Source organism: Streptomyces sp. JB150, assembly GCF_011193355.1.
Lineage (GTDB): Bacteria > Actinomycetota > Actinomycetes > Streptomycetales > Streptomycetaceae > Streptomyces.
Genome location: NZ_CP049780.1, coordinates 3,992,653 through 4,017,747, shown reverse-complemented (window position 1 = coordinate 4,017,747; position 25,095 = coordinate 3,992,653). Strand labels below are relative to the sequence as shown.

Here is a 25,095-nt window from a genome sequence, read left to right as displayed (position 1 = left end):
TCAGCCGCAGGAGTCGCGGTGCTCCAGGTGCGGGAACAGGGCCTCCCAGCGGTCCTGCGACAGGCTGACGGAGAGTGTGCGGCACATGGCCTCGTAGAGGCGGTCGGTGTCGTAATCGAGGATGTAGGTGTTCTCGTCGTCGGACAGGCCGGGAGCGTCGATCTTGGTGGTGACGGCCAGCCAGCCCCTGCCCGAGGGCAGCCGGACGGATTGCGCAGCCTCCAGAGTGGCGAACTCCGGGGTCGACCAGCGGCCGTCGCGGCCCAGGGACCAGAGGCGGTAGGGACTGCCGGTGATGGCGTGGCGGCGGTCGGCGGTGACGGCGAGAGACGTGATGGCGCGGTCGAGGTGCACGGTCTTGCGCTTCTTTCTCGGGTTGCCCGGATCGGAGACGTCCCAGAACTCGATCGTGCCGTCGGCGACCGCAGTCGCGAGTTCGTCCTTCCCGGCGGGGAAGTAACTCTCGGGAGCGGCCGGGATCCGGCCGCCCTCCACCGGACGCGCGGGCCGGGACAGGTCGTACAGCCGGATCGTGTGGCCGCTCTCCTCGGTGATGAGCAGCTTCGAGGTGTCGTCGTACATCGCGCCCTCGCCCAGCGCCCCGTCCTCGATCATGTCGCCCATGCGGGGGTGGTCGGGGTCGGAGACGTCCCAGAACCGCAGGTGCCATCGGTTCTCGACGGTCACGACGGTGTGCGGGCCCGCGAACCACAGGTGTCCCGACGCGAAGAGCCCGCCCTTCGCCTGCGCGGGGATGTCGGCGCGGCGTACCGGCTTCGCGGGGTCGCTGATGTCCCACAGGGCGATGGTCGGCTCCTCCCGCGAGCCCACGGCCAGCAGCCGGTTGTCGGGGCTCACGGCGATGTGCGAGACGTCGGCGGTGTACCGGATGCTCGGGCTCCTGCGCGGTGGTCCCTCGGCGCCGAACCGCCAGAGCTGCAGGGCGTGGTCGAGCCCTCCCGTCCAGTGGTGGGCCAGCAGGACCGGGTCGCCACGCCGGCCGGTCAGGAACCAGTTCGCCTCCCAGCCCTTCGGGAGGGTGTAGCGCGGTTTCGGCGAGCCGTGGTCGCCGACGGACCAGATCCGCGTGGTCCAGGAGTGGTCCGGCTCCTCCTCCTTGGTGATGAGCAGCCTGCCGTCCGCGCTGATGGGGCTCGTGCCCTCCAGCTCCTGCACGGGCAGGTAGCCGGGGAGCGCGGGCGCCCAGGCGTGTTCGGTCCACAGCCGGATCTCGCCGCCCACCTCACCGGCGGCCAGATAGCGGCTGTCCGGGCTGTAGGCGACCGACTGGACCGGCTGCCCCGCGGACAGCACGGGGAGTTCCGGCTTTGCCTTCGCCAGGTCGGCCGCCGTGGCCGTCGCCGTGAGCCGGCGTACGCCCTCGCCGCGGTCCGCCCCCGCCAGGAACCTGCCGTCCGGGCTGAAGTCGAGCTGCGGCATGCCCATGGAGGCGCCCCACCTGTCCAGGTAGTCCTCGGCGTGCACCCGCCGCAGTTCCCGTCCGTCCACCACCCGCCACCAGGCCGTCACTCCCCCGCCGCCGTTCGCGACGACCAGGTCGCGGCGCGGGTGGACGGCCACGGACATGACCGAGTCGGCCCGCTCGGTGTCCAGCAGGTCGGGCCGGCCGGGGTCGGTCAGGTCCCAGAGCCGCACCTGGGCGGGATGCCCGTTCGCACCCGGCCCGTTGCCGTTGCCGGTGATCAGGTGGTGACCGTTTCGGGTGAACGCCAGGGAGATCAGCCCGGCCTCGGCCACCGTGCGCTGCGCGCGCAGCGCCGGCCGCGCCGGGTCGGAGACGTCCCACAGCCACAGCCGGCCCTTGTCGCCGCCGGACGCCAGGGTCCGGCCGTCCCCGCTGAACGCCACGCTGAACGCCGTCCTGCTCCTCTCGACCGGCAGGCGCACCAGCCGCCGGGGCCGATGGGGGTCCGCGGTGTTCCACAAGGTCAGTTCCGTACCCGTCTGCGCGGCCAGCAGCGGCCTGGCGGGGTGGTGGGCGAGGGCGGGTCGGCCGTTCAGCCGGAAGTGGCCCGCCTCCACCGGCCGCCCGGGGTCCGACAGGTCCCACAGCCGCACCCGGCCGTCCCGGTGGCTCGCGGCCAGTGCCTTGCCGTCCGGGCGGTAGGCGAGGTTCAGCACGGGCTCGCGGTGGGGCTTCGCCGGAGTGAGGTGCACCGGTGTCAGGGTGATCGCCGACGCGTACAGACCGGAGCGGGTCTCCGCCGTCTCGGCCGTGTTGTACGCGGCCAGGCTGAGGCGCAGCGCCGTCCCGGGGTCACGGTCGCGGATGCGGTCGGCACGGTTGGCGATCTCCTTGGCGATCAGCGCCCGCTCCCGGCTCGCCGCCTGCCCGTTCTCGTAGAACGCCCAGCCCGCCAGGGAGGCCGCCAGCAGGGTCAGCACCGACAGCACGGAGACCCACGCGCGGACGGCGCGGCGGCGCCGCCGCTCGGCGGCCTCGCTCGCGGCGACGAAGTCGCGCACCACCTGCCGTACGGGCGCCGCCCCGGCCGTCCGGCCGGCGGCCAGCTCGCGCGCCTCGCGCAGGTCGAAGCCCCGCCACAGGCCGCTGGGCCCGCGTCCGCCCTCGTCCCAGCCCTCCGCCGCGGCCGTCAGCCGCCGCAGCCGCAGCAGATCGCCGCGGGCCTCCTCGATCCAGCCGGTCAACCGCTGCCAGGCGTGCAGCAGCGAGTCGTGGCCGAGCTGTGCCCCGCCGTCCTCGTCCACGACGACCAGGTGGGCGTCGGCGAGGAGGCGCAGCAGGTCCCGCGCGTCGGCCAGTTCCTCGCGCGGCACCCTGCGGCGCACCAGCCGGCCCTCGCCGTCGGCGACCTGCACCATGGCGAGCATCAGGGCGCGCAGCCGCCGGCGGCCGTCCTCGTCGAGGTGGTCGTGGATCCGGTCGGCGGCGCGCGCCACCGCGTCGCGGATGCCGCCCGCCTCCTGGTACGCGGCGTAGGTGAGCGTCCTGCCGCGCCGCCGCAGCCAGATCTCCTGGAGGACGTACGCCAGATACGGCAGGGCCGCCGCGTCGCCGGTGCGTCCGCCGCGCCGTTCCTCGTTCACCTCGCGCAGCAGGATGCGCGGGACGCCCGCCTCCCACTGCAGCCCGGCGTACCGGGCGGGCTCGACGATGGCCGCCTCGATCTCGGCGTCGTTCAGGGCGGGGACGACGAAGTGGCCGCGTTCCGCGAACGGGGCGAGGTGCGGGTCGCCGAGGACGTCACCGTGGTAGTCGGCGCGCAGCGCCAGCACCACGCGCGGGCCGCCGGCCGCGGTGAGCGCGGCGGCGAACCGGGCGCGCTCGTCCTCGTCGGCGCCGTGCGTGAAGTACTGCTCCAGCTGGTCGACGACGAGGATCCCGGGCACGGGTCTGCCCTGTCCCCCGGCCTGCCCCTGCGGCCCGGTCTGCCCCTGCCGCTCGGTCCGCGCCGGGGTGAAGCGTCCCCGCTCCAGATCGCGTACGACGTCGGCGAGCGGGCGGCCCACGGCCTGCGCCCACGCCTCGGCGAGCCGCCGGAACGGCCGCGCGCCCGGTGCGGGCACCAGACACACCGGACCCAGTCCGGCGCGCTGGGCCGTCACGCTCAGCCCGGCCCGCAGCAGCGACGACTTGCCGACGCCGGAGTTGCCGAGGAGGACCAGCGGTTCCCCGGGCCGGGTCGCGGCGACCCTGGCCAGCAGCCGCTCGGTCATCTCCTCGCGGCCGAAGAAGAGGTGGTGCTGTTCGGGCAGGAACGGGCGCAGGCCCGGATACGGGCACACGGCGTCCGCGTCGTCGTCCGGCGCCGCCGGGCCGTCCGCCGCGGGCTGCGCGCGATAGCGGCGGTTCTCGGTGAGGACCAGTTCAGCCATGCGGGCGGTGCCGCCGCCGTAGGGTCGGGCCGCCTCGCCCTGGAGCCGCTGGTCGAGCAGCCGGTAGACCCCGCCGAGCGTCAGCAGGCGGGCCGCGCCCGCGTCGCCCTCGCGCAGCAGCCTCAGCAGGTGGCCCGTGAACAGGGTGTACTCAGCGCCCTTGGGGGCGTAGGCGAGGGTGTTGCGCTGGGCGGAGCCGAGCAGATAGCTGCCCTGGGGGCGGGACGCGCCGAACGGATCCGGGCCGGGGGTGCGGCCGGGTTCCCGGGCGTTCCCGGCGAAGCAGCAGTCGAGGACGAGCACCGGGTCGGCGGCGGCGGTGTCGCCGAGGTAGCGCTCGATCTCGGCGTAGGGCACCGAGTGCGCGGTGTCGGTGAGGGACTTGGTCGCGGCCGTGGCCAGATACAGCCGTCCGCCCGGCCCGCGCAGACCGTGGCCGACGAAGCAGAACACGACGATGCCGCTCTCGGGCCGCTCCTCGGTGGGTGCCGCCCGGTCGACGGCCTCCGCGAGCGCCTCCAGCACGTCGCTGGGCGAGGCGGGATCCGTCAGCAGGCGGACCCGGTCGCCCATGCCGCAGTGGGTGCGCAGCGTCTCGGCCAGCGCCTGCGCCGAGGGGACGGCCGCCGGGAGATCGTGCAGCCGGTCGCCCGGGTGGGTGCCCGTGCCGACCACCACCGCGTGACAGCCGGGCCCGGTCAGGTCCGGCCCTCGCCCCGAGGGCGTGGACCGTCCCCCCGACGGCGCGGCACTTCCGTCCAACGGCATGGTCAGCGCGCCCCGTCGGCCCGCCGGGAGCCGTCCTCGGGGGCCGGGTCGCCTCCGGCCGCGGGCTCCCGCAGGGCCTCCGCCACCCGCTGGGCCAGTTCGCCGGTGCCCTCCGCGGTCAGCGGCCGCACCTTCTCGGACGCGACCACCAGCTGGGTGCCGTCCGGCCGGTTGATGGTGACGGTCACGTTGCTGCGCCGGTTCTGCAGCCAGACGACGAGGGCGGCGCCGGCCGCCGCGGTGGGCCCGCCGGGGGCGAGCAGCAGGGTGAGCAGCTCGCTCCACGCACCGCCCATCGCTCCCTCGGGCGCGCTGTCCGCGAGGTCGCGCCGCACCACGCCGCGCAGTTCGGGATCCTGCCGCAGCCAGTCGTACAACTCGTCCGTGGCGCCCGCGTGGTCGCCGCTCGCCGCCTGCACGCCGAGTGTGAACCGCATCCCCCGCTCCTCCCCCGGCGGCCGCGGCCGTACCGCTCGCGCCGCACCCGCCGCTCACGTGTCCCTCTCTCCCCAACTCCCTTTACCCACTTGCCAGTTCCCGGCACATCACAGTCACAGCACGGTGATGCGGAGGGTGGGGGAACTCGCCGGGCGGGTCAGGTGGCGCAGCGCGGTGGGCGTACCGCGCACGGCGGCCGGGTCAGTCGTCCAGGGCGGCGGCGCCGGCCCGCGCGAACTTCTCGTCCAGGTCGCCCGAGGGCGCGCCCGCGACGCCGATGCCCGCGACGGGGGCGCCCTTGGCGGTGACGGGCACGCCGCCGGCGAGGAAGAGCGTGCCGGGGATGTCGTTCAGGTTCGGCGCGTTCTGCAGCCGCCTGGCCAGCTCGGAGGTGGGGGCGTTCCAGGAGACGGCGGTGTACGCCTTGCGCTCGGCGGACTCGTAGGACTGCGGTCCGGCGCCGTCGCCGCGCAGGGTGACGAGCGTGTTGCCGTCGCGGTCGACGACGGCGACGGTGACCCGCTGCCCCTCCTGCCCGGCGGCGTCCAGCGCGGCCCGCGCGGTCTCGGTCGCGGCGTCGATCGTCAGGTGGGAGGTCTGGAACAGGTCCCGGTTCCCCGCGTCGGCCTGAACGGCGGCGGGGGCGCCGTGGGCCGGGGAGCCGGCACCGGCGGAGACCGCGCCGACGGTACCGAGGGTGACGGCGGCGACGAGGGCACCGCCGGTGAGGAGGCGGGTGCGGCGGGGGATGCGCTTGATGTTCTGCATGACGTCCATGCTGTGGCCGCCCGCCGGGCCGGCCCGTCGGCGCACCGGGTACGTCCGGCGCCCGGAAGGGACGAGGCGGGGGTCCACCGAACGGATGACCCCGGCGCCCGGAGCCCTCGGCCGCCCAGGGACGCCGGACGCCCGAGGACCCCGCCGGTGCACGGCGGGGTCCTCGGTTCCGCGGTCCGGTTCCGCGGGTGCTTCTGGCTTCTCGCGTGCCTCGGACGAACGACTCAGATGAACGAGTTGATCTGGATCGTCTCGTCCCGGCCCGGGCCCACGCCGATCGCGGAGATCGGGGCGCCGGACATCTCCTCCAGCGCCTTGACGTACGCCTGGGCGTTCTTCGGCAGGTCGGAGAAGGTCTTGGCCTTGCTGATGTCTTCCGACCAGCCCGGCAGCATCTCGTAGATCGGCTTCGCGTGGTGGAAGTCGGTCTGCGAGTACGGCAGCTCCTCGACGCGCTTGCCGTCGATCTCGTAGGCGACGCAGACGGGGATCTGCTCCCAGCCGGTGAGCACGTCGAGCTTGGTGAGGAAGAAGTCGGTCAGGCCGTTCACGCGGGTCGCGTAGCGGGCGATGACCGCGTCGAACCAGCCGCAGCGGCGGTCGCGGCCGGTGGTGACGCCCCGCTCGCCGCCGATTCGGCGCAGTGCCTCGCCGTCCTCGTCGAACAGCTCGGTCGGGAACGGGCCGGCGCCGACGCGCGTGGTGTACGCCTTGAGGATGCCGATGACGCGGCTGATCCGGGTCGGGCCCACGCCGGCGCCGGTGCAGGCGCCGCCCGCGGTCGGGTTCGACGAGGTCACGAACGGGTACGTGCCGTGGTCGATGTCGAGGAGGGTGCCCTGGCCGCCCTCGAAGAGCACGACCTTGTCCTCGTCGAGCGCCTTGTTCAGCACGAGGACGGTGTCGGCGACGTACGGCCGGATCTGCTCCGCGTAGCCCAGCAGCTCCTCGACCACCTGGTCCACGGCGATGGCGCGGCGGTTGTACAGCTTGGTGAGGATCTGGTTCTTGACGTCGAGCGCCGCCTCGACCTTCTGGCGCAGGATCGACTCGTCGTAGAGGTCCTGGACGCGGATGCCCACGCGGTTGATCTTGTCGGCGTAGGTCGGGCCGATGCCGCGGCCGGTGGTGCCGATCTTGCGCTTGCCGAGGAAGCGTTCCGTCACCTTGTCGACGGTCACGTTGTACGGCGTGATGATGTGCGCGTTACCGCTGATCAGGAGCTTCGACGTGTCGACGCCGCGCTCGTTCAGCCCGCTCAGCTCGGAGAGCAGGACCGACGGGTCGACGACGACGCCGTTACCGATGACCGGCGTACAGCCGGGGGACAGGATTCCGGAAGGGAGCAGGTGGAGGGCGTACTTCTGATCGCCCACGACTACCGTGTGGCCGGCGTTGTTGCCGCCCTGGTAACGCACCACGTAGTCGACGGATCCACCGAGCAGGTCCGTCGCCTTTCCCTTGCCTTCGTCACCCCACTGAGCACCGAGCAGCACAAGTGCGGGCACGCGCGTACACCCCTTCCGGGCGGGGCATGTCCAAGGTCAGGGGTGCGCGTGACACGGAGTGTGCCTCGTACACCGGCGACCTTCTTTGGCCGCAACCCGTCGGACCGGATGCCCCGGAATAGACGAAGCCCCTGGCGCAATAGCGCAAGGGGCTCTTGCACAAAGATGCTACCCGAGGAAGCGAGGCATGACCGAGGTGGCGACTTCCGCGACGTCCGAGCAGCTGTTGGTGATCATCGATCCGGTTGCCCGGCGAGTGGACTCGGAGTCCGCGCGAATCGCGAAAGACGTGCTCAGCGCGGGTGCGGCCACCAAGGTGTGCCTGCCGGACGGTCCGGAGGAATTCGCCCGGATGCTCGCCCGGCGCGGCTCCCGGCGCCCGGTCGTGGTCGGTGACGACCGGGCGCTGGTGCGGGCCGTGTCCGTTCTGCACCGGCAGCGGGACCTGGCCGGATGTGTGCTGTCGCTGGTGCCGGTCGGCAGCGGTTCCGGGGTGCTGTCGCTGGCCCGGTCCCTCGGGGTGCCGACGGGCACGGTGGCGGCGGCGCGGGCGGTGCTGGAGGGCGCGGAGCGGCGGCTGGACCTGCTCGTGGACGACAGCGACGGGGTGGTGGTCGGCGGGGTCGGCATCCCGCCGCTGCCGGGCGGGCGTACGGCACCGGAGGGGGCCACCGCGGTGAGCCGGCCGTGGCTGCGGACCTGCCAGTCACTGGTCCGCACCCTCGTACCGCCGCGCCCCGCCCGGGTGGCCACCGTCGCCCCGCCGAGCCCCGCCGGGCCGGCCCGGCTGCGGGTCGAGGTCGACGGGCGCACCCTGGTGGACCTCGGCCAGCCCCTGACGGCCGTCTCGGTGATCCCGGGCCCCTCCGGCCTCGCCGAGGTCGAGGTACGCCCCCTGTCGGTGGGCGCGGCGGCCACGCCGCTGCGCGCGGAGGGCCGCAGGATCACGGTGACCGGTCCCGCCTTCCGCTACCGCGCCGACACCCAGGTCACCGGGCCGGTGCGGCGCCGGACGTGGACGGTGTCGGAGGGGGCACTGGGGTTGATGGTCCCGGCGCCGGGCGGGTGAGTCAGTCCCCGGCCTGTTCCCGCTCGCGCTCTTCGGCCTGCTGCCGGGGCGCCCGGAAGCCGCTGGTGTCGAGGGCGCACCGGAACGGGGCGGGCAGGGTCAGTTTCTCCCCGAACGGCCTCGTCTGACGGGATTCGTACCCCTTGGGAGAGGGGTCCCAGAAGACGGTGGCCTGCTCCTCCTGCATGTCCAGCAGCAGGTACACGGGGACACCGGCCCTGCCGTAGACCACGACCTTGTCCGTCAGGTCGTCGTCGCGGGTGGCGGAGGAGGTCAGCTCGGCGGCCAGGGTCAGGGCTTCGCCGTCGAGGCGGGTGCTGGTCGTCCTGAAGATCTGCCGCGGCGCCACGTGGATGTCCGGCCCGTAGGCGCGTTCTTCGCCGGGGAAGACGTAGAGGAAGGGGCTGTAACTGAGGCGGTGCCCGTCGGGCATGTGCGGTCGCAGCTGATCGCAGATCAGCTCCATGACGTCCTCGTAGTAACCCCTGGACCACGGCGACAAGACGATGCTCCCCCGGATGACCTCGGCCCTGAAGCCGGGCACGTCCCACTTGTCGAGGGTGTCGAGCAGCTCTTCGAAGCTGCCGGCCTCGGTGCCGCTTGTCGTCGGTCGCTCAGTCATCAACGTCATGATGCGCCCTCCCCTCGCCGCAGACCAGGCAGCACCCAGCGGTAGTGAAACGACTACGGTCATGTGATCCTTTCGGCGGATCACGAGGTCATCGGCCGAACAGCTCCTGCCGCCGCTCGCGCCACCGCGCCATCAGCGTCTCCAGCTCGTCCTCCACGAACTCGAAGAAGGCGAGCGTCTCGGCGAGGCGGCGGCCCGCGGGGGTGTCGGGGCCGAGACTGGTGACGCCCTCGCGGAGCGCGTCCTCCCAGCGCTTGATGATCGCCTCGCGGTTGGTCAGCGCCTCGTACCACTGGTCGTTGTGCACCCGGTAGCGCTCGCGCCGGGAGCCGGGCTCGCGTTCGCGGGAGACCAGGTGGACCTGGGCCAGGTAGCGGACGGCGCCGGAGACCGCGGCGGGGCTGATCCTGAGCTGTTCGCCCAGCTCGGCGGAGGTGAGGGCGCCGCTGTCGGAGGCGAGCAACGCGGCGAAGACACGGGCCGGCATCCGCGGCACGCCCGCCTCGACGAGCTGCGCCGCGAAGTGCTCCACGAACCGGGAGACCGTCTCGGGATCGCGCGCCACGCCGTGCGCCGCTCCGGCTACGTCCGTCATGCCCTCGATCATCTCCCCGGTTCAGCGCCGTCGGGCCGGTCCCGTCCGAGTCTAACGGTGATTTATACGCTTCCTTAACTTCACAAATTTCTGAATGAAGCGTACGTTCCGAAGCATGACGAAGGCCATCACCGTTTCCGGACTGCGCAAGTCGTTCGGCCGGACACGGGCACTCGACGGACTCGACCTGGACGTGGAGGCGGGCGAGGTCCACGGCTTCCTCGGGCCCAACGGAGCCGGCAAGTCCACCGCCATCCGGGTCCTGCTCGGCCTGCTGCGCGCCGACTCCGGCAGCGCGCGGGTGCTCGGCCGCGACCCGTGGGCAGACGCCGTGGACCTGCACCGCCGTATCGCCTACGTCCCCGGCGACGTGACGCTGTGGCGCAACCTCTCCGGGGGCGAGGTCATCGACCTGTACGGCAGGCTGCGCGGCGGACTCGACACGCGACGGCGGGCCGAGCTGACCGAGCGGTTCGAGCTGGACCCGACGAAGAAGGGCCGGACGTACTCCAAGGGCAACCGGCAGAAGGTCGCCCTGGTCGCCGCGTTCGCCTCCGACGTCGACCTGCTGGTCCTCGACGAGCCGACCTCCGGACTCGACCCGCTGATGGAGGAGGTCTTCCAGCGGTGCGTGGCGGAGGAACGCGCGCGCGGGCGGACGATCCTGCTCTCCTCTCACATCCTCAGCGAGGTGGAGGAGCTGTGCGACCGGGTCAGCATCATCCGCAAGGGGCGGACCGTGGAGAGCGGATCGCTCGCCGAGCTGCGGCATCTGACCCGCACCAGCGTCAGCGCCGAGCTGGCCGGACCGCCGAACGGGCTGGCCCGGCTGCCCGGCGTGCACGATCTCGACGTCCAGGGGCGGCGGGTCCGGCTCCAGGTCGACACCGACAAGCTCGACGCCGTACTGCGGCAGCTCAGCGAGGCGGGCGTGCGCTCGCTGACCTCGACCCCGCCCACCCTGGAGGAGCTGTTCCTGCGGCACTACCAGGACGAGCCGGCGCCGGAGGCGGCCCGATGACCGCCGCCGCCACCGTCCTCGCCGCACGGCCCGGCGGCGGCTCGCGCCCGCTGGCCGGCACCGGCACCCTGCTGCGCTTCGCGCTGCGCCGCGACCGGCTGACCATCCCGCTCTGGGTCGGCGTCAACGCGCTGATGGTGCTGTCCATGCCGAACACGCTCAAGGGCCTGTACGGCACGGCGGCCGAGCGCGCCGGCCTCCTGCGTCAGATGGAGACCAATGCCTCGCTGCGCGCCATGGTCGGCCCGGTCTTCGGCGAGTCCTACGGCGCCCTGACCGTCTGGCGCGCCGGGGTCTACGCGGCCGCGCTCGCCGCCGTGACGAGCCTGCTCCTCGTCGTCCGGCACACCCGCGACGAGGAGGAGAGCGGCCGTCAGGAGCTGATCTCCTCCGCGGTGGTCGGCCGCCGCGCCCCGCTCACCGCCGCGCTGCTCACCGCGGCCGTCGCCAACACCGCCCTCGCGCTGCTGATCGCGGGCGGACTCGCCGCCCAGGGCGGCACCGGCGCACTCGCCTTCGGGCTCGGCGTCGCCGGAACCGGCATGGTGTTCGCGACGATGGCGGCGATCGTCGCCCAGTTCACCGAGAGCGCCCGGCTGGCCCGCGGGCTCACGGCGGCGGTGCTGGGCACCGCGTTCGTGCTGCGCGCCGCGGGCGACTCGGCCACCGACGACGGCTCGCACGTCCTGACCTGGCTGTCGCCGCTGGGCTGGCTGGAGAACCTGCGGGCGTTCGCCGGCGAACGGTGGTGGGTGCTGCTGCTGTTCGCGGGCGCCGCCCTGCTCCAGGGAGCGGTCGCCTACGCACTCGCCGGACGCCGGGACATCGGCATGAGCTTCCTGCCCGCCCGGTCCGGTCCGGCCGCCGGACGCCTCGGCACCGCGGGCGCGCTCGCCTGGCGGCTGCAACGGGGCGGCGTGCTCGGCTGGAGCATCGGCTTCCTGCTCGCCGGTGTCGTCTACGGCGGGATGACAGAGGGCGCGGCCGACCTGGTCGGCGACAACGACAACGCGCGGCGGATCATCGAGCGGATGGGCGGACAGGCCGGCCTGACCGACGCGTTCCTGTCGGCCATGATCGGAATGCTGGGACTGGTCGCGGCGCTGTACATCGTCGCCTCGGTGCTGCGCCTGCACGGCGAGGAGACCTCCGGCCGGGCGGAGCCGGTGCTGGCGACCGCGGTGGGGCGGCTCCGGTGGGCCGCCGGCCATCTCGCCGTGGCGTTCGGCGGTACGGTCCTGATCATGCTGCTGGCGGGGCTGGGCTTCGCCCTGGGTCACGGCGAGCGGGTCGGGCCGGTGCTGGGCGCGTGCCTGGCGCAGGTGCCCGCGGTGTGGGTGATCGGCGGGGTGGCGGTCCTGCTGCACGGTCTGCTGCCCCGGGCGGCGACGGCCGCGTGGGCGGTCGCCGGGGCGGCGCTGCTGCTCGGCTGGATCGGGCCCGCGCTGGACGTACCGCGGGCGGTGCTGGACCTCTCCCCGTTCGGCCACCTCCCGAAGCTGCCGGGCGGGGAGCCGGACTGGACGCCGCTGGTCCTCCTCACCGCGCTGGCGGCGGCGCTGGTGACGGCCGGGCTGGCGGGACTGCGGCGCCGGGACCTGGTCACTTCGTGAGGCCTGGTCACTTCTGGTCGCTTCGTGAGGCCTGGTCGCTTCCTGAAGTGACCGGGTGCCGCACCGGGGGGCGCGGGCGCCCGCGACGCCCGCGACGCCCGCTAGGCGATCTTCACCTCCAGGCCCTCCAGTCCCCGGATCACGAAGTTCGGCTTGCGTTCCGGCTCCGAGGCCAGGGTCAGGGTCGGGGCGCGCTCCAGCAGTGCCCTCATGGAGGCGGCCAGTTCGATACGGGCCAGCGGGGCGCCGATGCAGTAGTGGATGCCGGCGCTGAACGAGAGGTGCGGGTTGTCGGCGCGGGTGAGGTCGAGGCGGCCGGGCTCGGTGAAGACCGCCGGATCGTGGTTGGCGGAGCCGAACAGCAGGGCCAGTTCCGCTCCCCGCGGGATCACCGTCCCCTCGATCTCGATCTCGTCGAGGACCCAGCGTTCGAAGAGCTGGAGCGGGGTGTCGTAGCGCATCAGCTCCTCGACCGCGGTGGGGACCAGGGAGTGGTCCGCGCGCAGCGCCGCGAGCTGGTCCGGGTGGCGCAGCAGCGCCCACCAGCCGTTGACCGTGGCGTTCACGGTCGCCTCGTGGCCCGCGTTCAGCAGCAGCACGCAGGTCGAGATCATCTCCTGCTCGGTGAGCCGGTCGCCCTCGTCGTGCGCCGCGATCAGGCCGGAGATCAGGTCGTCGCCGGGTTCCTTGCGGCGCTCGGCGATCAGCCCCCGGAGGTAGTCCGAGAACTCCGCCGACGCCCGCACCGCCTTGGCCGCCGTCTCCTGCGACGGGTTCAGCTCGTACATCCCGCAGATGTCCGCCGACCAGGGCCGCAGTGGCGCCCGGTCGGACTCCGGGACGCCCAGCATCTCGGCGATCACCGCGACCGGCAGCGGCTCGGCGACCTCGGCCAGCAGATCACCGCCGCCCCGCCGGACCAGCCCGTCGGCCAGCTCCCCGGCCAGCGCCTCCACATACGGCTTCAGCCGCTCCACCGTGCGCGGCGTGAACGCCTTCGACACCAGCCGCCGGATGCGGGTGTGGTCCGGCGGCTCCAGGTCCAGCATCCCGTGGTCGTTGAGCGTGTGGAACGGCTCCTGCTCCGGCGGGGGCGGGGTGCGGCCGAACTCGTCGTGCGAGAAGCGGTGCCGGTACGTCCGCCCCAGTCGGCGGTCCCGCAGCAGCGCCGAGACGTCCGCGTGGTGCGGGACCAGCCACTGGTTGGTGGGCTCGTAGTAGTGCACGCGGCCGCGGGCGCGCAGCTCGGCGTAGGCGGGGTAGGGGTCGGCGAGGAACGCCGGGTCCCACGGGTCGAAGGCTGCCATGACCGGACGCTAGCCCGGCGGCCCCGTCCCTGGCCAGGGGCCGCAATGCCCAGTTCCCGCGCCCCCTCGCGCAGGTCCCCTCGCGCTCGCGCGGCCAGGTCCCTCGCGGCCGGGCCCCTCGCGGCCGGGTCAGCCCGGTGTCACCAGCCGCGCCTCGTAGGCGAACACCGCCGCCTGGGTGCGGTCCCGCAGGCCCAGCTTCACCAGGACCCGGCTGACATGGGTCTTGATCGTGGACTCGGCGACCACCAGCCGCTGCGCGATCTCCGCGTTCGACAGGCCGTGCGCGATGAGGACCAGCACCTCCGTCTCGCGGTCGGTGAGGTCGCCGTACGCCTGCTGCGCCTGCGGCAGCACCCTCGGGCCCTCGGCCAGCTTGGAGAACTCGGTGATCAGCCGCTTGGTGACCGACGGGGCGAGCAGCGCCTCCCCGGACGCCACCACCCGCACGCCCTCGGCGAGCTGCCGCGCCGAGGCGTCCTTCAGCAGGAACCCGGAGGCTCCCGCGCGCAGCGCCTGGTACACGTACTCGTCGAGGTCGAAGGTGGTCAGCACCAGCACCTTCGCCGCGCCGTCCGCGGCGACGATCTCCCGGGTCGCCTCGATGCCGTTCAGCTCCGGCATCCGGATGTCCATCAGCACGACGTCCGGTGACAGCTCCCGGACCCGGTCGACCGCCTCGCGGCCGTTCACCGCCTCGCCGACGACCTCGATGTCCGGCATCGCGTTCAGCAGGACCGAAAAGCCCTCGCGCACCAGCATCTGGTCGTCCGCGACCAGGACGCGGATGGTCATGCGTCGTCCTCGCTCGCCGTCGGGACGGGCAGGAACACCGTCACCTCGTAGCCGCCGTCGTCCGTGGGGCCGGCCGTCATCTCGCCGCCCAGCATCGAGACGCGCTCGCGCATCCCGGTGATGCCGTGGCCGGCGCCCGGTGAGGGCTTGACCAGGGACGGCGCGGGCGGGGCGGTGTTGACCACGCGCAGGCCCAGCCCGCCGAGGACGTAGCCGATCTCGACGCGGGCGCTCGCGCCGGGCGCGTGTCTGAGGGTGTTGCTCAGCGCCTCCTGCACGATCCGGTACGCCGACAGCTCCACGCCCTGCGGCAGTTCGCGCACCGCTCCGGTCACCGTCTTGCCGACGTCCAGGCCGGCGTCGCGCACGTTGGCGAGCAGCGCGTCCAGGTCGGCGAGGGTGGGCTGCGGGGCGTCCGGGGCCTCGTAGTCCTCGGCGCGGACCACGCCGAGGACGCGGCGCAGTTCGGTGAGGGCCGCGACGGCGTTCTCCCGGATCGTCGCGAAGGCGCGCTCCAGCTCCGGCGGCGGGTTCTCCACCCGGTAGGGGGCGGCCTCGGCCTGGATGGCGACGACCGACATGTGGTGGGCGACCACGTCGTGCAGCTCCCGGGCGATCGTGGTGCGCTCCTCCAGCAGCGTGCGCCGGGACCGCTCGTGCGCGGTCACCGTCTGCTGGGCGGTGACCTCCTGCTCGGCCTCCCGGCGGATGTGCCAGACGGTGACGACGAGCAGGGCCATGGCCGAGACGACCAGCATCGGGGCGGTGTTGGTGCTGTAGTGGCCCCAGCCGAAGAGGCTCTCGGCGAAGAACCCGTACACGCCGGTCAGCAGCCACATCCAGGCCGCCGTGCGGGGCCGGGTGCGGATCGCGACGACCGTCAGCACCACCAGGTGGGAGAGGAAGGCGCCGGGCGGCCACGGCCAGTCGCCCCATCCGCCCAGCACGCCGCATATCAGCGTCGCGGCCATCGACGCCCAGAACGCGGCGACCGGCCGGACCATGGTCAGCAGCACCGGCGCGAGGGCGCACAGCGCGACGATCGGCTCCGCGCTGCCGCCGTCGCTGCTGACGGACGCCAGGAGCAGCGCGAAGAAGCCGGCGGCGCAGATCACCGCGTGCGGGGTCCACGACACGTACTCCCGGAGCCGGCCGCGCAGCCGCCGGGTGAGCGGGCCGTCCGCCGCCACGCGGGGCAGCGGGCGGTAGGCGAAGGCATCGCGGAACAGGTCCTGCCGCAGGCCGCGCAGGGCGTCGGCGGCCAGCCGGTACTCGGGGCTGCGCGGCTTGTAGGCGGCGTACGGGGAGCCGGTGGAGCCCGTGGAATGCGGGGAGCCGGTGGAGCTCGCGGATGTCGTGGGGGGTGTGGATGCCGCGTGTTCCGCGCGGCTCGCGGAGTGCGTCGGGTGGGTCTGGGGCGTCTCGGTCACGTGCGGAACGTTAGGCCGGTCGGGGGGTCACCGTCGTCACCACGCAGACGGGTCCTTCGGCGTCCGTCTCAGGTACTACGGGTCGCCCCCGCTCAGTAGCCCGTCGGCCGCACCAGCCCCGACTCGTACGCGAACACCGCCGCCTGGGTCCGGTCACGCAGCCCCAGTTTCACCAGGATGCGGCCCACGTGCGTCTTCACGGTCTGCTCGGCGACCACCAGCTGACGGGCGATCTCCGCGTTGGACAGGCCGCGCGCGATCAGGGCGAGGACCTCCGTCTCGCGCTCGGTGAGATCCGCGACGCGTTCCTTCAGCGGGGCGCGCGGCGCGCCCTCCAGGCGGGAGAACTCGGTGATCAGCCGCCGGGTGACACCGGGCGCGAGCAGCGCGTCCCCCGCGGCGACCACCCGGACCGCCTCGGCGAGCTGGTCGGCGGAGGCGTCCTTCAGCAGGAACCCGGAGGCTCCGGCCCGCAGCGCCTCGTACACGTACTCGTCGAGGTCGAAGGTGGTCAGCACCAGCACCCGGGTGCGCTGGGTGGACGCGGTGACGCGGCGGGTGGCCTCGATACCGCCCAGCTCCGGCATGCGGATGTCCATCAGCACGACGTCCGGGTCGAGTTCGGCGACCTTGGCGACCGCGTCCAGGCCGTCCACCGCCTGGCCGATCACCTCGATGTCGGGCTTGGTGTTGAGCAGCACGGTGAAGCCCTGCCGGACCATCTGCTGGTCGTCGGCGATGAGTACGCGGATCGTGCCGCTCGTCATGGGGTCTCTTCTCCTGTCGGTGGGTCTGTCGATGGGTCGTTCGGTGGGGCTTTCGGTCGGTCGGTCGGTGGGCCGGGAAAGATGTACTCCGCCTCCGGCAGGCCGCGCAGGTCCTCGTCGGAGCCGTCGATGGCGCCGTCCCTGGGCAGGAAGGCGTTGACCTGGAATCCGCCGTGCAGGGTCGGCGACGCGGTGACGTGCCCGCCGAGCATCGCCGCGCGCTCCCGCATCCCGAGCAGCCCGTGCCCGGCGCCCGGGGAGGGCGGGGCCGGGCGCTCCGGACGGCCGTTGACCACGTCCAGGAGCAGACCCTCCGGCATGTGGTCGACCACGACGCGCACGCGGGAACCCGGCGCGTGCCGCAGCGCGTTGCTCAGCGCCTCCTGCACGATCCGGTACGCCGACAGCTCCACGCCGGGCGGATACGGCGACTCCGGCCGGCCCCGCACCTCGGCGGCCACCTTCAGCCCGGCCGCCCTGGTGTTCCCGATCAGCGCGTCCAGGCGGTCCAGGGTGGGCTGCGGGGCGTCCGGCGCCGCGCCGGCCCCGGACTCGCCCAGGCCGTAGGGGTCCCCGGGGTTCTCCGAGCGCAGCACGCCGAGGACGCGCCGCAGTTCGGTCAGCGCCTCCAGCGCGTTCTGCCGGATGCCGGCCAGGTTCTCCTTCAGCTCCTCCGGCGGGTTCTCCACCAGGTGGGGGGCGACCTGGGCCTGGATGGAGATCACCGACATGTGGTGGGCGACCACGTCGTGCAGCTCCCACGCGATCCGGTTGCGCTCCTCCAGCACGGTGCGGCGGGCGCGTTCCTCGGCGGTGATGGTGGCCTGCCGGCCGAGTTCGGCCCGGGCCTCGCGGTGGCCGCGCAGGGCCATGCCGAGGATGACGGCGACGGCGAAGAGGGCGATCGCGAGGACGCCGGTGCTCTGGTAGTCCGGTGCGCCCAGCAGGCCTTGCAGCGCCCAGGTCAGCGCCAGTGTGACGAACAGCGCCTCGGCGGACACCCGGCTGGGCACCCGCAGCGCGAGCAGCAGCAGCACGAGCAGGCCCGCGATGATCCCGGCGGAGGTCCACGGCCAGGTGAACTCGTCGGCGGCGCCCGACAGCTGCCGCTGCCGCAGCGCCACGGCCCCGACCACGAACGCCGCCGTCGACAGCCACCAGGCGGGCAGCGGCCGCCACAGCGCGAGCGCCACCGCGCCGCCCTTCGCCGCGGCGATCGGCAGGGCGAAACCGAAGCCGAGCGCGCCGTGGTCCTGCAGCTGCGCCAGATCGCCGACCGTGAGGGCGACCGCGGTCAGGCACACCAGGCCGTGCGGGAGCCAGCGCAGCCACACGAACGGGGGCAACGGGTCCGCCGCGAGGGTGCACAGGTCGTCGCGCAGCACGCGCAGCCAGACCCGTACCCGGTCCCCCGGGAGTGGCACAGCAGGGAGACGCGGGTGTCGCGGCCCGTTACGGCGTACAGCCGGTGCAGGAACTCGTTCAGCGCGGGGGCGGCCTGGTCGGCGCGGCCGGGCGTGAGGACGGCGGTGCTGACCGTGCCGGGGGTGTCGTAGCCGAGCCAGGCCACCACCGCGACCCGTCCGGCCGCGCGGCCGTCCTCGGCGGTGAGCCGGTGGTGCAGGGCGGTCGCCGTCGCGCGGAAGCGGCCGTAGGTGTCGAGGGAGGTGTCGGAGCCGGGGACCAGCACGGCGACGCGCTCCGCGCGGGCGAGGTCGCCGAAGACCTCGACGACCCGGCCGCTGCCGCGGCCGTCGAAGGCGAGGAGCCGGCGGGACGCGGCGGCCAGGGCGCGGTCCGCGTCCGCGCGGTGCCGGTCGCCGTGCGCGGCGGCCATCCGGGCGGCCCGCGCGGCGTTGGCGCGGTTCGCCGCGTACGCCGTGTCCAGCGTGGCCGCGGTGAGCGGGGGGAGGACGGCCGGGGCCGGGGCCGGGATCGAGGGACGCGCGGCGGCGGACAGCGGGAACACCACACAGACGGTGATGAGCAGGGCGAGCAGAGCGCGCACCCGTCGGGGCGCACGGCGGCGGCGCACACCACCGCGGCGCACCGGCGAGACGCCGGCGGTGCGAAGGCCACTGCGGGCAGCGGGAGCCCCGGAGGCACCGTGCGGGCCGGGAGCGCTGGGGGTGCCCTGCGTGCCGGGAGTGTCGGGAGCGCTGCGAGCACCAGGGACGGCGAGGGCGCTGTGCGCGCCGGAAGCCCCGGAGGCGCCCTGTAGGCCGGGAGCGCTGAGGGTGCCCTGCGCGCCGGCAGTGCCGAGGGCGCCGCGGGCACCAGGGACGGCGGAGGCGCCCTGCGTGCCGGGAGCGCCGAGGGCACCGTGAGTGACGGGGGCTCCGGGGGCGCTGTGCGGGCCCGGAGTGCCGGGGACGCTGAGGCCGCCGGAGGTGCCGCGGCCCGGTTCGGCGGTCGGCTCCATGGTCGCTTCCCTTCCGGCCCGCCCGTCCATCGGGCAGGCTCACCAGGGAAGTTACGGAGCGCGAGGCGTCGCCCGCGTCCCGCCGCGGAGCTCTTCGCGGACGTAGCTCTCAGGTACTACGGGTATGACGAGGGCCACGGTCCGGACGCCCGCCCGGCCCGCCCGGCCCGCCCGGCGTCTCCCCCTCACCACGCCAGCTGCGCGATCTCCTCCGCCACCACCGCGCAGGCGTCCGCCGCCGGGTCGATCAGCGGGAAGTGGCCGACGTCCTCCAGCAGCGTCAGCCCGACGACCTCCCCGGCCTTGGCCGCCGCGTCCGCGTACGCCTCGGCGACCGCCTGCGGAACGTCCCGGTCGGTACGCCCCTGGACCAGGGTCGTCGCGATGCCCGTCGGCAGCAGCAGCGCCGGGTCGGCGTACGGCTGCCGCTCGGCGAACGCGTCCTGTCCGCCGAGGAGTTGACGCACCGCGCCGCCGCACACGTCGAGCTTGTCCGCGACCGTGAAGTCGGCGATCGGGGCGAGGGCGACGACCCCGCGCAGCGGGGCGGGTCCGTCGGTGCGCCAGGGCGCGTCGGCGGGCAGCAGGTGCCGGGCGGCGGCCCACAGCGCGAGGTGGCCGCCGGCCGAGTGCCCGGTGAGCACCGTACGGCCGGGATCGGCCTGCGGCACGGCTCCGCGCGCCAGCGCGGGCAGGGCGTCGAGCGCGGCGGCCACGTCGTCGAAGGTGTCCGGCCAGCGCCCGGCGGCATGCGGCCCGTCGGCACCGCCCTCCCGCGCCCCGCCCGCGGCCCCCTCCGGTGCCCCGCGCCGGTACTCCACACTCGCCACCGCGAAGCCCCTGCGGGCCAGGAAGCCGGCGAACGGGCTGATGTGACGACGGTCGTACGGGGCCCGCCAGGCGCCCCCGTGCAGGACGACGACCAGCGGTGCGAGGGACGTGGGGCCGGCGGGCTCGGTGCCGCGCGGGACGTAGAAGTCGATCACCTGGTCGGGATGGTCCCCGTACGCGGCGGTGGCGTCGGGGGCGACGGGCGGATGCGAGAAGGCCGACTCCTCCTCGGCGGCGGCCCGTGCTGCTGCGACGTCGTCCGTCATGCTCCAACCTCTCAGCGATGAGACCTTCTTGGCGGACCGGGTGGGTATCAGGCCGTTGGCCGGGACGGTATCAGGCGGGTGACGTGCGGGGACATGGGGATGTCACGCTCGGTGAGGGGTAAACGGTTCTGCTGTTTCGTTACCCTGGAGGGACGACACAGGGACGACGAAGGGACGACCCTCAGGGGTCCCCCGCGTGCACCGAGGAGGCCGCCATGTCCGCCGAACCCGGCACCGTACGTCCCGGAGGACGGACCGCCCGAGTCCGCGCCGCGGTGCTGCGGGCCGCGGGAGACGTGCTCGCGGAGCAGGGCTTCGACCGGCTCGATCTCGCGGACGTGGCACGGCGGGCGGAGGTCGGCAAGACGACCGTCTACCGGCGGTGGGGATCGGTCACGGGGCTCGTCGCCGACCTGCTCGTGGACATGGCCGAGCAGTCGTCGCCCCGGGAGGAGACCGGCTCGGTGCTCGGGGACCTGCGGGCCAACGCCTCGCTGGTGCAGCGCACCCTGGCCGACCCCCGGCAAGGGGCGCTGTTCCGGGCGGTGATCGCCGCGGCGACCTGCGACGAGCGGACGGCTGCGGCGCTGCGCCGGTTCTACGAGGTCCGGGTGGACGAGTGGGCCCCCTGTGTGGAACAGGGGGTGGCCCGCGGCGAGTTGCCCGCGGGCACGGACCCCCGGGCGGTCGTACGGGCCGTGTCCGCCCCCCTGTACTACGGGTTGCTGACCTTGGGGACCGTCCCCGACGCCCCCGCCGCGGAGCGCGCCGCGCGCGCGGCCCACGCCGCCGCCGTGGCGGGGGTGTACGTGACCGACACCCCCTAGTCCAGCACCTCCCCCAGCACCCGCGCCGCCCGCTCCACGTCCGCGAACCCCACGTACAGCGGGGTGAAGCCGAACCGCAGGACGTCCGGGGCGCGGAAGTCGCCGACCACGCCCCGCCCGATCAGGCGCTTCATGACCTCACCGGCGTCGGCGCAGCGCAGCGCGACCTGGCTGCCGCGTTCCGCGTGCGGGACGGGGGTCACGGACTCGACGCGGCCCGACGGCACGTACGCGGACACGCACTCGAGGAAGAAGTCCGTGAGGGCCAGCGACTTGGCGCGCACCGCCTCGACGGAGACCCCGTCCCAGACGTCGAGGGCCGCCTCCAGCGCGAGCAGGGAGAGGATGTCGGGCGTGCCGACCCGGCCGCGGAGGGCGCCCGGCGCGGGCTCGTACTCCGGGCGCATCCCGAAGGGCTCCGCGTGGGAGTTCCAGCCGGGCAGCGGGGAGTCGAAGCGGTCCTGGTGCTCGGCGCGCACGTAGAGGTACGCGGGTGAACCGGGGCCGCCGTTCAGGTACTTGTAGGTGCAGCCGACCGCCAGGTCGACGCCGTGCTCGTCGAGGCCGACCGGCAGGGCGCCCGCGCTGTGGCACAGGTCCCAGACGGCGAGGGCGCCCGCGCGGTGCGCGGCGGCCGTCAGCGCCGGCAGGTCGTGCAGCCGGCCGGTGCGGTAGTCGACGTGGTTGAGGAGCACGGCGGCCGTACGGTCGCCCAGCGCGTCCGGCACCTCGGCCGGGGCCACCGGGCGCAGCGTGCGGCCCGTCAGGCGGGCCGCCGACGCGGCGATGTAGCCGTCGGTGGGGAAGGTCGTCGCGTCGACGAGGATCTCGTCCCGCCCGTCCCCGGCCATGCGCACCGCCGCGACCAGCGCCTTGAAGATGTTCACGCTGGTGGAGTCGCCGACCACCACCTGCCCGGGGGCGGCGCCGAGCAGCGGGGCGATCCGGTCGCCGATCCGCTCGGGCGCGGTCCACCAGCCGCTCTCCTCCCAGGAGCGGATGCGCAGTTCGCCCCACTGGCGGGAGACGACGTCGGCGACCCGTCCGGGGACGACGGCGGGCAGCGCGCCCAGCGAGTTGCCGTCCAGGTAGACGACGTCGTCGAGGACGAACTCGGCGCGTTTCGCGGCCAGTTCGTCGGCCGCGTCCAGTTCTTCGGCCCGTGCCGTGAGGTCAGACATACGACCTCGCCGTCCACAGCTCCGGGAAGACGTTCTTGCGCGCCCGCTTCTCCAGCCAGGCCACACCGGCCGAGCCGCCCGTGCCGGGCTTGGCGCCCATGGCGCGGCGGGTGGCGACCAGGTGGTCGTTGCGCCAGCGCCACACCAGTTCCGCCACGTCCGTCAACGCCTCGCCGAGGCGGGCGAGTTCGTCGCTCTCGTCGCCGGAGTAGACGGCGGCCCAGGCCCGTTCGACCTCCTCCGACGGCTCGTAGCGCCGGGACACGTCACGCTGCAGGACGGACGCCGGGATGGCGTGGCCGCGGCGGGCCAGCAGCCGCAGCACCTCGTCGTAGAGGCTGGGCTCGTGCAGGGCCTTCTCCAGTTCCGCGTGGACGCGGGGCGCGCCCCGGTGCGGGACCAGCATGGACGCGGACTTCTCACCCAGCAGGAACTCCAGCCGCCGGTACATCGCGGACTGGAATCCGGAGCCCTCGCCCAGGGCGCCGCGGTAGGCGTTGAACTGCGCGGGCGTGAGCTGGCCGAGCGGCTTCCAGGACGCGTTGAGCGCCTCCAGCTCGCGGACGGATCGTTTCAGCGCGGCGATCGCCACCGGGACGTCGTCCTCGCGCAGCGCCTTCGCGGCCGTCTCCCACTCGTGGACGACACAGGTGAACCACAGCTCCATGACCTGGGTCGTGACCAGGAACACCATCTCCCCGGGATCGTCGGAGAGGGTGTGCTGGAGATGGGTGAGGACGTCGGCCTTGACGTAGTCCTCGTACGGGGTGGTCCCCTGGAAGTCGAGATGCGGGGTCTCGGGCTCGTGGATGTGCTGAGCCTCGTGGGACATCGCTGTCTCCTGTTGTTGCTCCGGGTAGCGGTCCGCCCCTGCCGTTACCGGCACGGGGGCCCCGGTCCCCACCCCGCATCCTGCGCAATGCCCGGCAACATCGCAAGGCCCGCCCGGTCACACCTGACCAGGCGGGCCTCACCGGCGCGCGGGACTCAGCCCAGCGTCTGCGCCGCCGTCGGCGAGGAGTCCTTCAGGAACTGCGAGCAGCGCTCGTACTCCTCCTGCTCGCCGATCGCCTGCGCGGCGCGGGCGAGGGCGTGCAGGGCGCGCAGGAAGCCGCGGTTCGGCTCGTGCTCCCACGGCACCGGGCCGTGGCCCTTCCAGCCGTTGCGGCGCAGCGCGTCCAGGCCGCGGTGGTAGCCGGTGCGGGCGTAGGCGTACGACTCCACCGTGCTGCCCCGCTCGAACGCCTCGTCGGCCAGGCGGGCCCAGGCCAGCGACGAGGTCGGGTACTTCGCGGCGACCTCGGCGGCGGGGGTGCCGCCGGCCAGCAGCTCGCGCGGCTCCGGGTCGTCGGGGAGGTGGGTCGGGGGCGGGCCCCCGAGCAGGTTCTCGTGAATCGTCATGGGTTCAGTCTGTCACTGGGGGGTGTCATCGGCCGGTGGCCCTCCGGACGCGGCCGACGGGTCGCCCTCCAGCGGCGGTGCCTGCACCCCGCAGTGAGTACGGCACTGCGGGTGGCGGCAGCCCGGCGCGGGCCGGCGTACGGTCGCCCAGGCCAGGGCCGCGCCCACGGCGAGCACGCCCGCGCACCACAGCATGGACCGGCCGAACGCGGCGTCGAAGGCGGCCGGCGAGCGGTACGCCTCCGGCCCCATCCCGGCGAGCAGCGGCAGCGCGGCGACCGCGAGCAGGCCCGCCACCCGCGCGGCGGCGTTGTTGATGCCGCTGGCCAGGCCCGCCCGCGCGGTGTCGACGGAGCCGAGGACGGTCGCGGTCAGCGGGGCGACGAGGGTGACCATGCCGAGGCCGAGCACCACCAGCGCGGGCAGCACGTCCGCGGCGTACGACGCCTCCGGCCCGACCCGCAGCATCAGCAGCATCCCGGCCGCGCACAGCAGCGGGCCCACGGTCAGCGGCAGGCGGGGGCCGGTCTTCTCGCCCAGCTCGCCGGCGCGGGCGGAGAACAGCAGCATCAGGGCCGTGGCCGGCAGCAGGGCGGTGCCCGCGCCGAGCGCCGAGTAGCCGGAGACGACCTGGAGCTGGAGGACGGCGAGGAAGAAGAAGCCGCCGAAGGCCGCGTACACGCACAGGGTGATCACGTTGACCGCGGTGAACTGGCGGGAGGCGAAGATGTCCGGCGGCATCATCGGGTCCGGCCGCCGCCGCTCGACGCCGACGAACGCGACGGCGGCGAGCAGGCCCGCGCCCGCCGTGACGACCACGGTCAGGGTGCCCGCGTGCGCCTCGATCAGGGCGTACGTCAGCAGCGCCAGCGCCAGCGCGCCCAGCGCGGCGCCGAGGACGTCGAAGCGGCCGCGCGCGCCCGGGTCCGCGGACTCGGGTACGTGACGCAGGGCGACCAGCACGCACAGCAGGGCCGGCGGCACGTTGATCAGGAACACCCAGCGCCAGCCGGGCCCGTCCACCAGCCAGCCGCCCAGGAACGGTCCGACGGCCGCGCCGATGCCGCCGAACCCGGACCACAGGCCGACCGCCCGGCCCCGGTCGTCGGGGTGGAAGGAGGCCTGGATCAGCGCCAGCGACCCGGGGGTGAGCAGAGCGCCGCCGACGCCCTGGAGGGCGCGGGCGGCGACCAGTACGCCCGCGTTCGGGGCGAGCCCGCACAGCAGAGAGGCGACGGCGAACCACACCACGCCGAGGACGAAGACCCTGCGGCGGCCGTAGCGGTCGCCGAGCGCCCCGCCGAGCAGGATCAGCCCGGCCAGGGTCAGCAGGTACGCGTTGACCGTCCACTGCAGGACGGCCAGGTCGGCGTCCAGGTCGCGGCCGATGCGGGGCAGGGCGACGCCCACGACCGTGGAGTCCAGCAGGACCATGGCGGAGCCGAGGACCGTGGCGAGCAGAAGCCACCTGCCCTGGGGGGAGGCCAGCCGGACGTCGGGCATGTTCCCAGGTATACAGCGAGCCCGGTGCCGGGGCACCGGGCTCGACGCGTACGGCTCAGCGCCGCAGGGGGTGACGGCTCAGCGCCG

20 protein-coding genes and 1 pseudogene are annotated in these 25,095 nt (G+C 74.2%); 4 read left to right on the top strand and 17 right to left on the bottom strand.

Annotation, left to right across the window (positions count from 1 at the left end; all coding sequences use genetic code 11):
* The 4 genes from G7Z13_RS18770 to G7Z13_RS18755 all read right to left on the bottom strand — a co-directional run bounded on the left by G7Z13_RS18770 (nt 1) and on the right by G7Z13_RS18755 (nt 7,349).
* Nucleotides 1–4,536 carry an AAA family ATPase gene (locus G7Z13_RS18770; protein WP_166000816.1) on the bottom strand — a complete coding sequence of 1,512 codons (4,536 nt, stop codon included), beginning with the start codon at nt 4,534–4,536 and terminating at the stop codon, nt 1–3.
* Nucleotides 4,537–4,628: 92 nt separating this feature from the next.
* Nucleotides 4,629–5,063, bottom strand: coding sequence for a hypothetical protein (locus G7Z13_RS18765; protein ID WP_166000814.1), 435 nt, complete (start codon nt 5,061–5,063; stop codon nt 4,629–4,631).
* Nucleotides 5,064–5,265: 202 nt separating this feature from the next.
* Entirely contained in the window at nt 5,266–5,823 is a 558-nt protein-coding gene (locus tag G7Z13_RS18760) for a heme-binding protein (RefSeq protein ID WP_166005083.1), read from the bottom strand.
* Nucleotides 5,824–6,065: 242 nt separating this feature from the next.
* Nucleotides 6,066–7,349: an adenylosuccinate synthase gene (locus tag G7Z13_RS18755; RefSeq protein WP_166000812.1), complete on the bottom strand. Its 1,284-nt coding sequence runs from the start codon at nt 7,347–7,349 to the stop codon at nt 6,066–6,068.
* 187 nt (nt 7,350–7,536) lie between these two features.
* Between G7Z13_RS18755 and G7Z13_RS18750 the strand changes: the two genes are divergently transcribed.
* A complete protein-coding gene (locus G7Z13_RS18750) occupies nt 7,537–8,418 on the top strand; it encodes a diacylglycerol kinase family protein (protein WP_166000810.1) in 882 nt (293 codons plus the stop codon).
* 1 nt (nt 8,419) lies between these two features.
* Here G7Z13_RS18750 and G7Z13_RS18745 read toward each other — a convergent pair whose 3' ends face one another.
* Both G7Z13_RS18745 and G7Z13_RS18740 read right to left on the bottom strand, forming a co-directional pair.
* Nucleotides 8,420–9,049 carry a Uma2 family endonuclease gene (locus G7Z13_RS18745; RefSeq protein ID WP_166000808.1) on the bottom strand — a complete coding sequence of 210 codons (630 nt, stop codon included), beginning with the start codon at nt 9,047–9,049 and terminating at the stop codon, nt 8,420–8,422.
* A gap of 88 nt (nt 9,050–9,137) precedes the next feature.
* On the bottom strand, nt 9,138–9,644 hold the full coding sequence (locus G7Z13_RS18740; RefSeq protein ID WP_206313100.1) for a MarR family transcriptional regulator: 507 nt from the start codon (nt 9,642–9,644) through the stop codon (nt 9,138–9,140).
* Between the two features lie 115 nt (nt 9,645–9,759).
* On the opposite strand from G7Z13_RS18740, the gene G7Z13_RS18735 reads away from it, so the two are divergent.
* On the top strand, nt 9,760–10,665 hold the full coding sequence (locus G7Z13_RS18735) for an ABC transporter ATP-binding protein (RefSeq protein WP_166000804.1): 906 nt from the start codon (nt 9,760–9,762) through the stop codon (nt 10,663–10,665).
* Nucleotides 10,662–12,278, top strand: a complete 1,617-nt coding sequence (locus G7Z13_RS18730; RefSeq protein WP_166000802.1) for an ABC transporter permease — start codon at nt 10,662–10,664, stop codon at nt 12,276–12,278. The genes G7Z13_RS18735 and G7Z13_RS18730 overlap by 4 nt, the downstream gene beginning before the upstream one ends.
* Before the next feature lie 101 nt (nt 12,279–12,379).
* Here the strand turns inward: G7Z13_RS18730 and G7Z13_RS18725 are convergent, their stop codons facing one another.
* The 7 genes and pseudogenes from G7Z13_RS18725 to G7Z13_RS18695 all read right to left on the bottom strand — a co-directional run bounded on the left by G7Z13_RS18725 (nt 12,380) and on the right by G7Z13_RS18695 (nt 20,096).
* Nucleotides 12,380–13,585 carry a cytochrome P450 gene (locus tag G7Z13_RS18725; protein WP_166000800.1) on the bottom strand — a complete coding sequence of 402 codons (1,206 nt, stop codon included), beginning with the start codon at nt 13,583–13,585 and terminating at the stop codon, nt 12,380–12,382.
* 129 nt (nt 13,586–13,714) lie between these two features.
* Complete coding sequence (locus G7Z13_RS18720; RefSeq protein WP_166000798.1) at nt 13,715–14,380, bottom strand: response regulator transcription factor; 666 nt, start codon at nt 14,378–14,380, stop codon at nt 13,715–13,717.
* Nucleotides 14,377–15,645 carry a histidine kinase gene (locus G7Z13_RS18715; protein WP_166005081.1) on the bottom strand — a complete coding sequence of 423 codons (1,269 nt, stop codon included), beginning with the start codon at nt 15,643–15,645 and terminating at the stop codon, nt 14,377–14,379. The genes G7Z13_RS18720 and G7Z13_RS18715 overlap by 4 nt, the downstream gene beginning before the upstream one ends.
* Before the next feature lie 257 nt (nt 15,646–15,902).
* Nucleotides 15,903–16,577: a response regulator transcription factor gene (locus tag G7Z13_RS18710; RefSeq protein ID WP_166000797.1), complete on the bottom strand. Its 675-nt coding sequence runs from the start codon at nt 16,575–16,577 to the stop codon at nt 15,903–15,905.
* Nucleotides 16,574–17,962, bottom strand: a complete 1,389-nt coding sequence (locus G7Z13_RS18705; protein ID WP_166005077.1) for a sensor histidine kinase — start codon at nt 17,960–17,962, stop codon at nt 16,574–16,576. The genes G7Z13_RS18710 and G7Z13_RS18705 overlap by 4 nt, the downstream gene beginning before the upstream one ends.
* 20 nt (nt 17,963–17,982) lie before the next feature.
* A pseudogene (locus G7Z13_RS33720) lies at nt 17,983–18,627 on the bottom strand (alpha/beta hydrolase); the annotation flags it as partial.
* Nucleotides 18,628–19,184: 557 nt separating this feature from the next.
* Entirely contained in the window at nt 19,185–20,096 is a 912-nt protein-coding gene (locus G7Z13_RS18695; RefSeq protein ID WP_166000795.1) for an alpha/beta hydrolase, read from the bottom strand.
* 215 nt (nt 20,097–20,311) lie between these two features.
* Here G7Z13_RS18695 and G7Z13_RS18690 point away from each other — a divergent pair, with 215 nt between their 5' ends.
* Entirely contained in the window at nt 20,312–20,923 is a 612-nt protein-coding gene (locus G7Z13_RS18690; RefSeq protein WP_166000792.1) for a TetR/AcrR family transcriptional regulator, read from the top strand.
* On the opposite strand, the gene kynU is transcribed toward G7Z13_RS18690, so the two are convergent.
* The 4 genes from kynU to G7Z13_RS18670 form a co-directional block, all read right to left on the bottom strand.
* Nucleotides 20,920–22,104 (bottom strand): kynureninase, encoded by a 1,185-nt coding sequence (gene kynU, locus G7Z13_RS18685; RefSeq protein WP_166000790.1) that lies wholly within the window; start codon nt 22,102–22,104, stop codon nt 20,920–20,922. The two genes, G7Z13_RS18690 and kynU, sit on opposite strands and share 4 nt — an antisense overlap.
* Nucleotides 22,097–22,936: a tryptophan 2,3-dioxygenase family protein gene (locus G7Z13_RS18680; RefSeq protein ID WP_166000788.1), complete on the bottom strand. Its 840-nt coding sequence runs from the start codon at nt 22,934–22,936 to the stop codon at nt 22,097–22,099. The genes kynU and G7Z13_RS18680 overlap by 8 nt, the downstream gene beginning before the upstream one ends.
* A gap of 155 nt (nt 22,937–23,091) precedes the next feature.
* Nucleotides 23,092–23,505 carry a DUF3151 domain-containing protein gene (locus G7Z13_RS18675; RefSeq protein WP_166000786.1) on the bottom strand — a complete coding sequence of 138 codons (414 nt, stop codon included), beginning with the start codon at nt 23,503–23,505 and terminating at the stop codon, nt 23,092–23,094.
* Between the two features lie 12 nt (nt 23,506–23,517).
* Nucleotides 23,518–25,008, bottom strand: a complete 1,491-nt coding sequence (locus G7Z13_RS18670; RefSeq protein WP_166000784.1) for an MFS transporter — start codon at nt 25,006–25,008, stop codon at nt 23,518–23,520.
* Nucleotides 25,009–25,095: the final 87 nt, after the last annotated feature.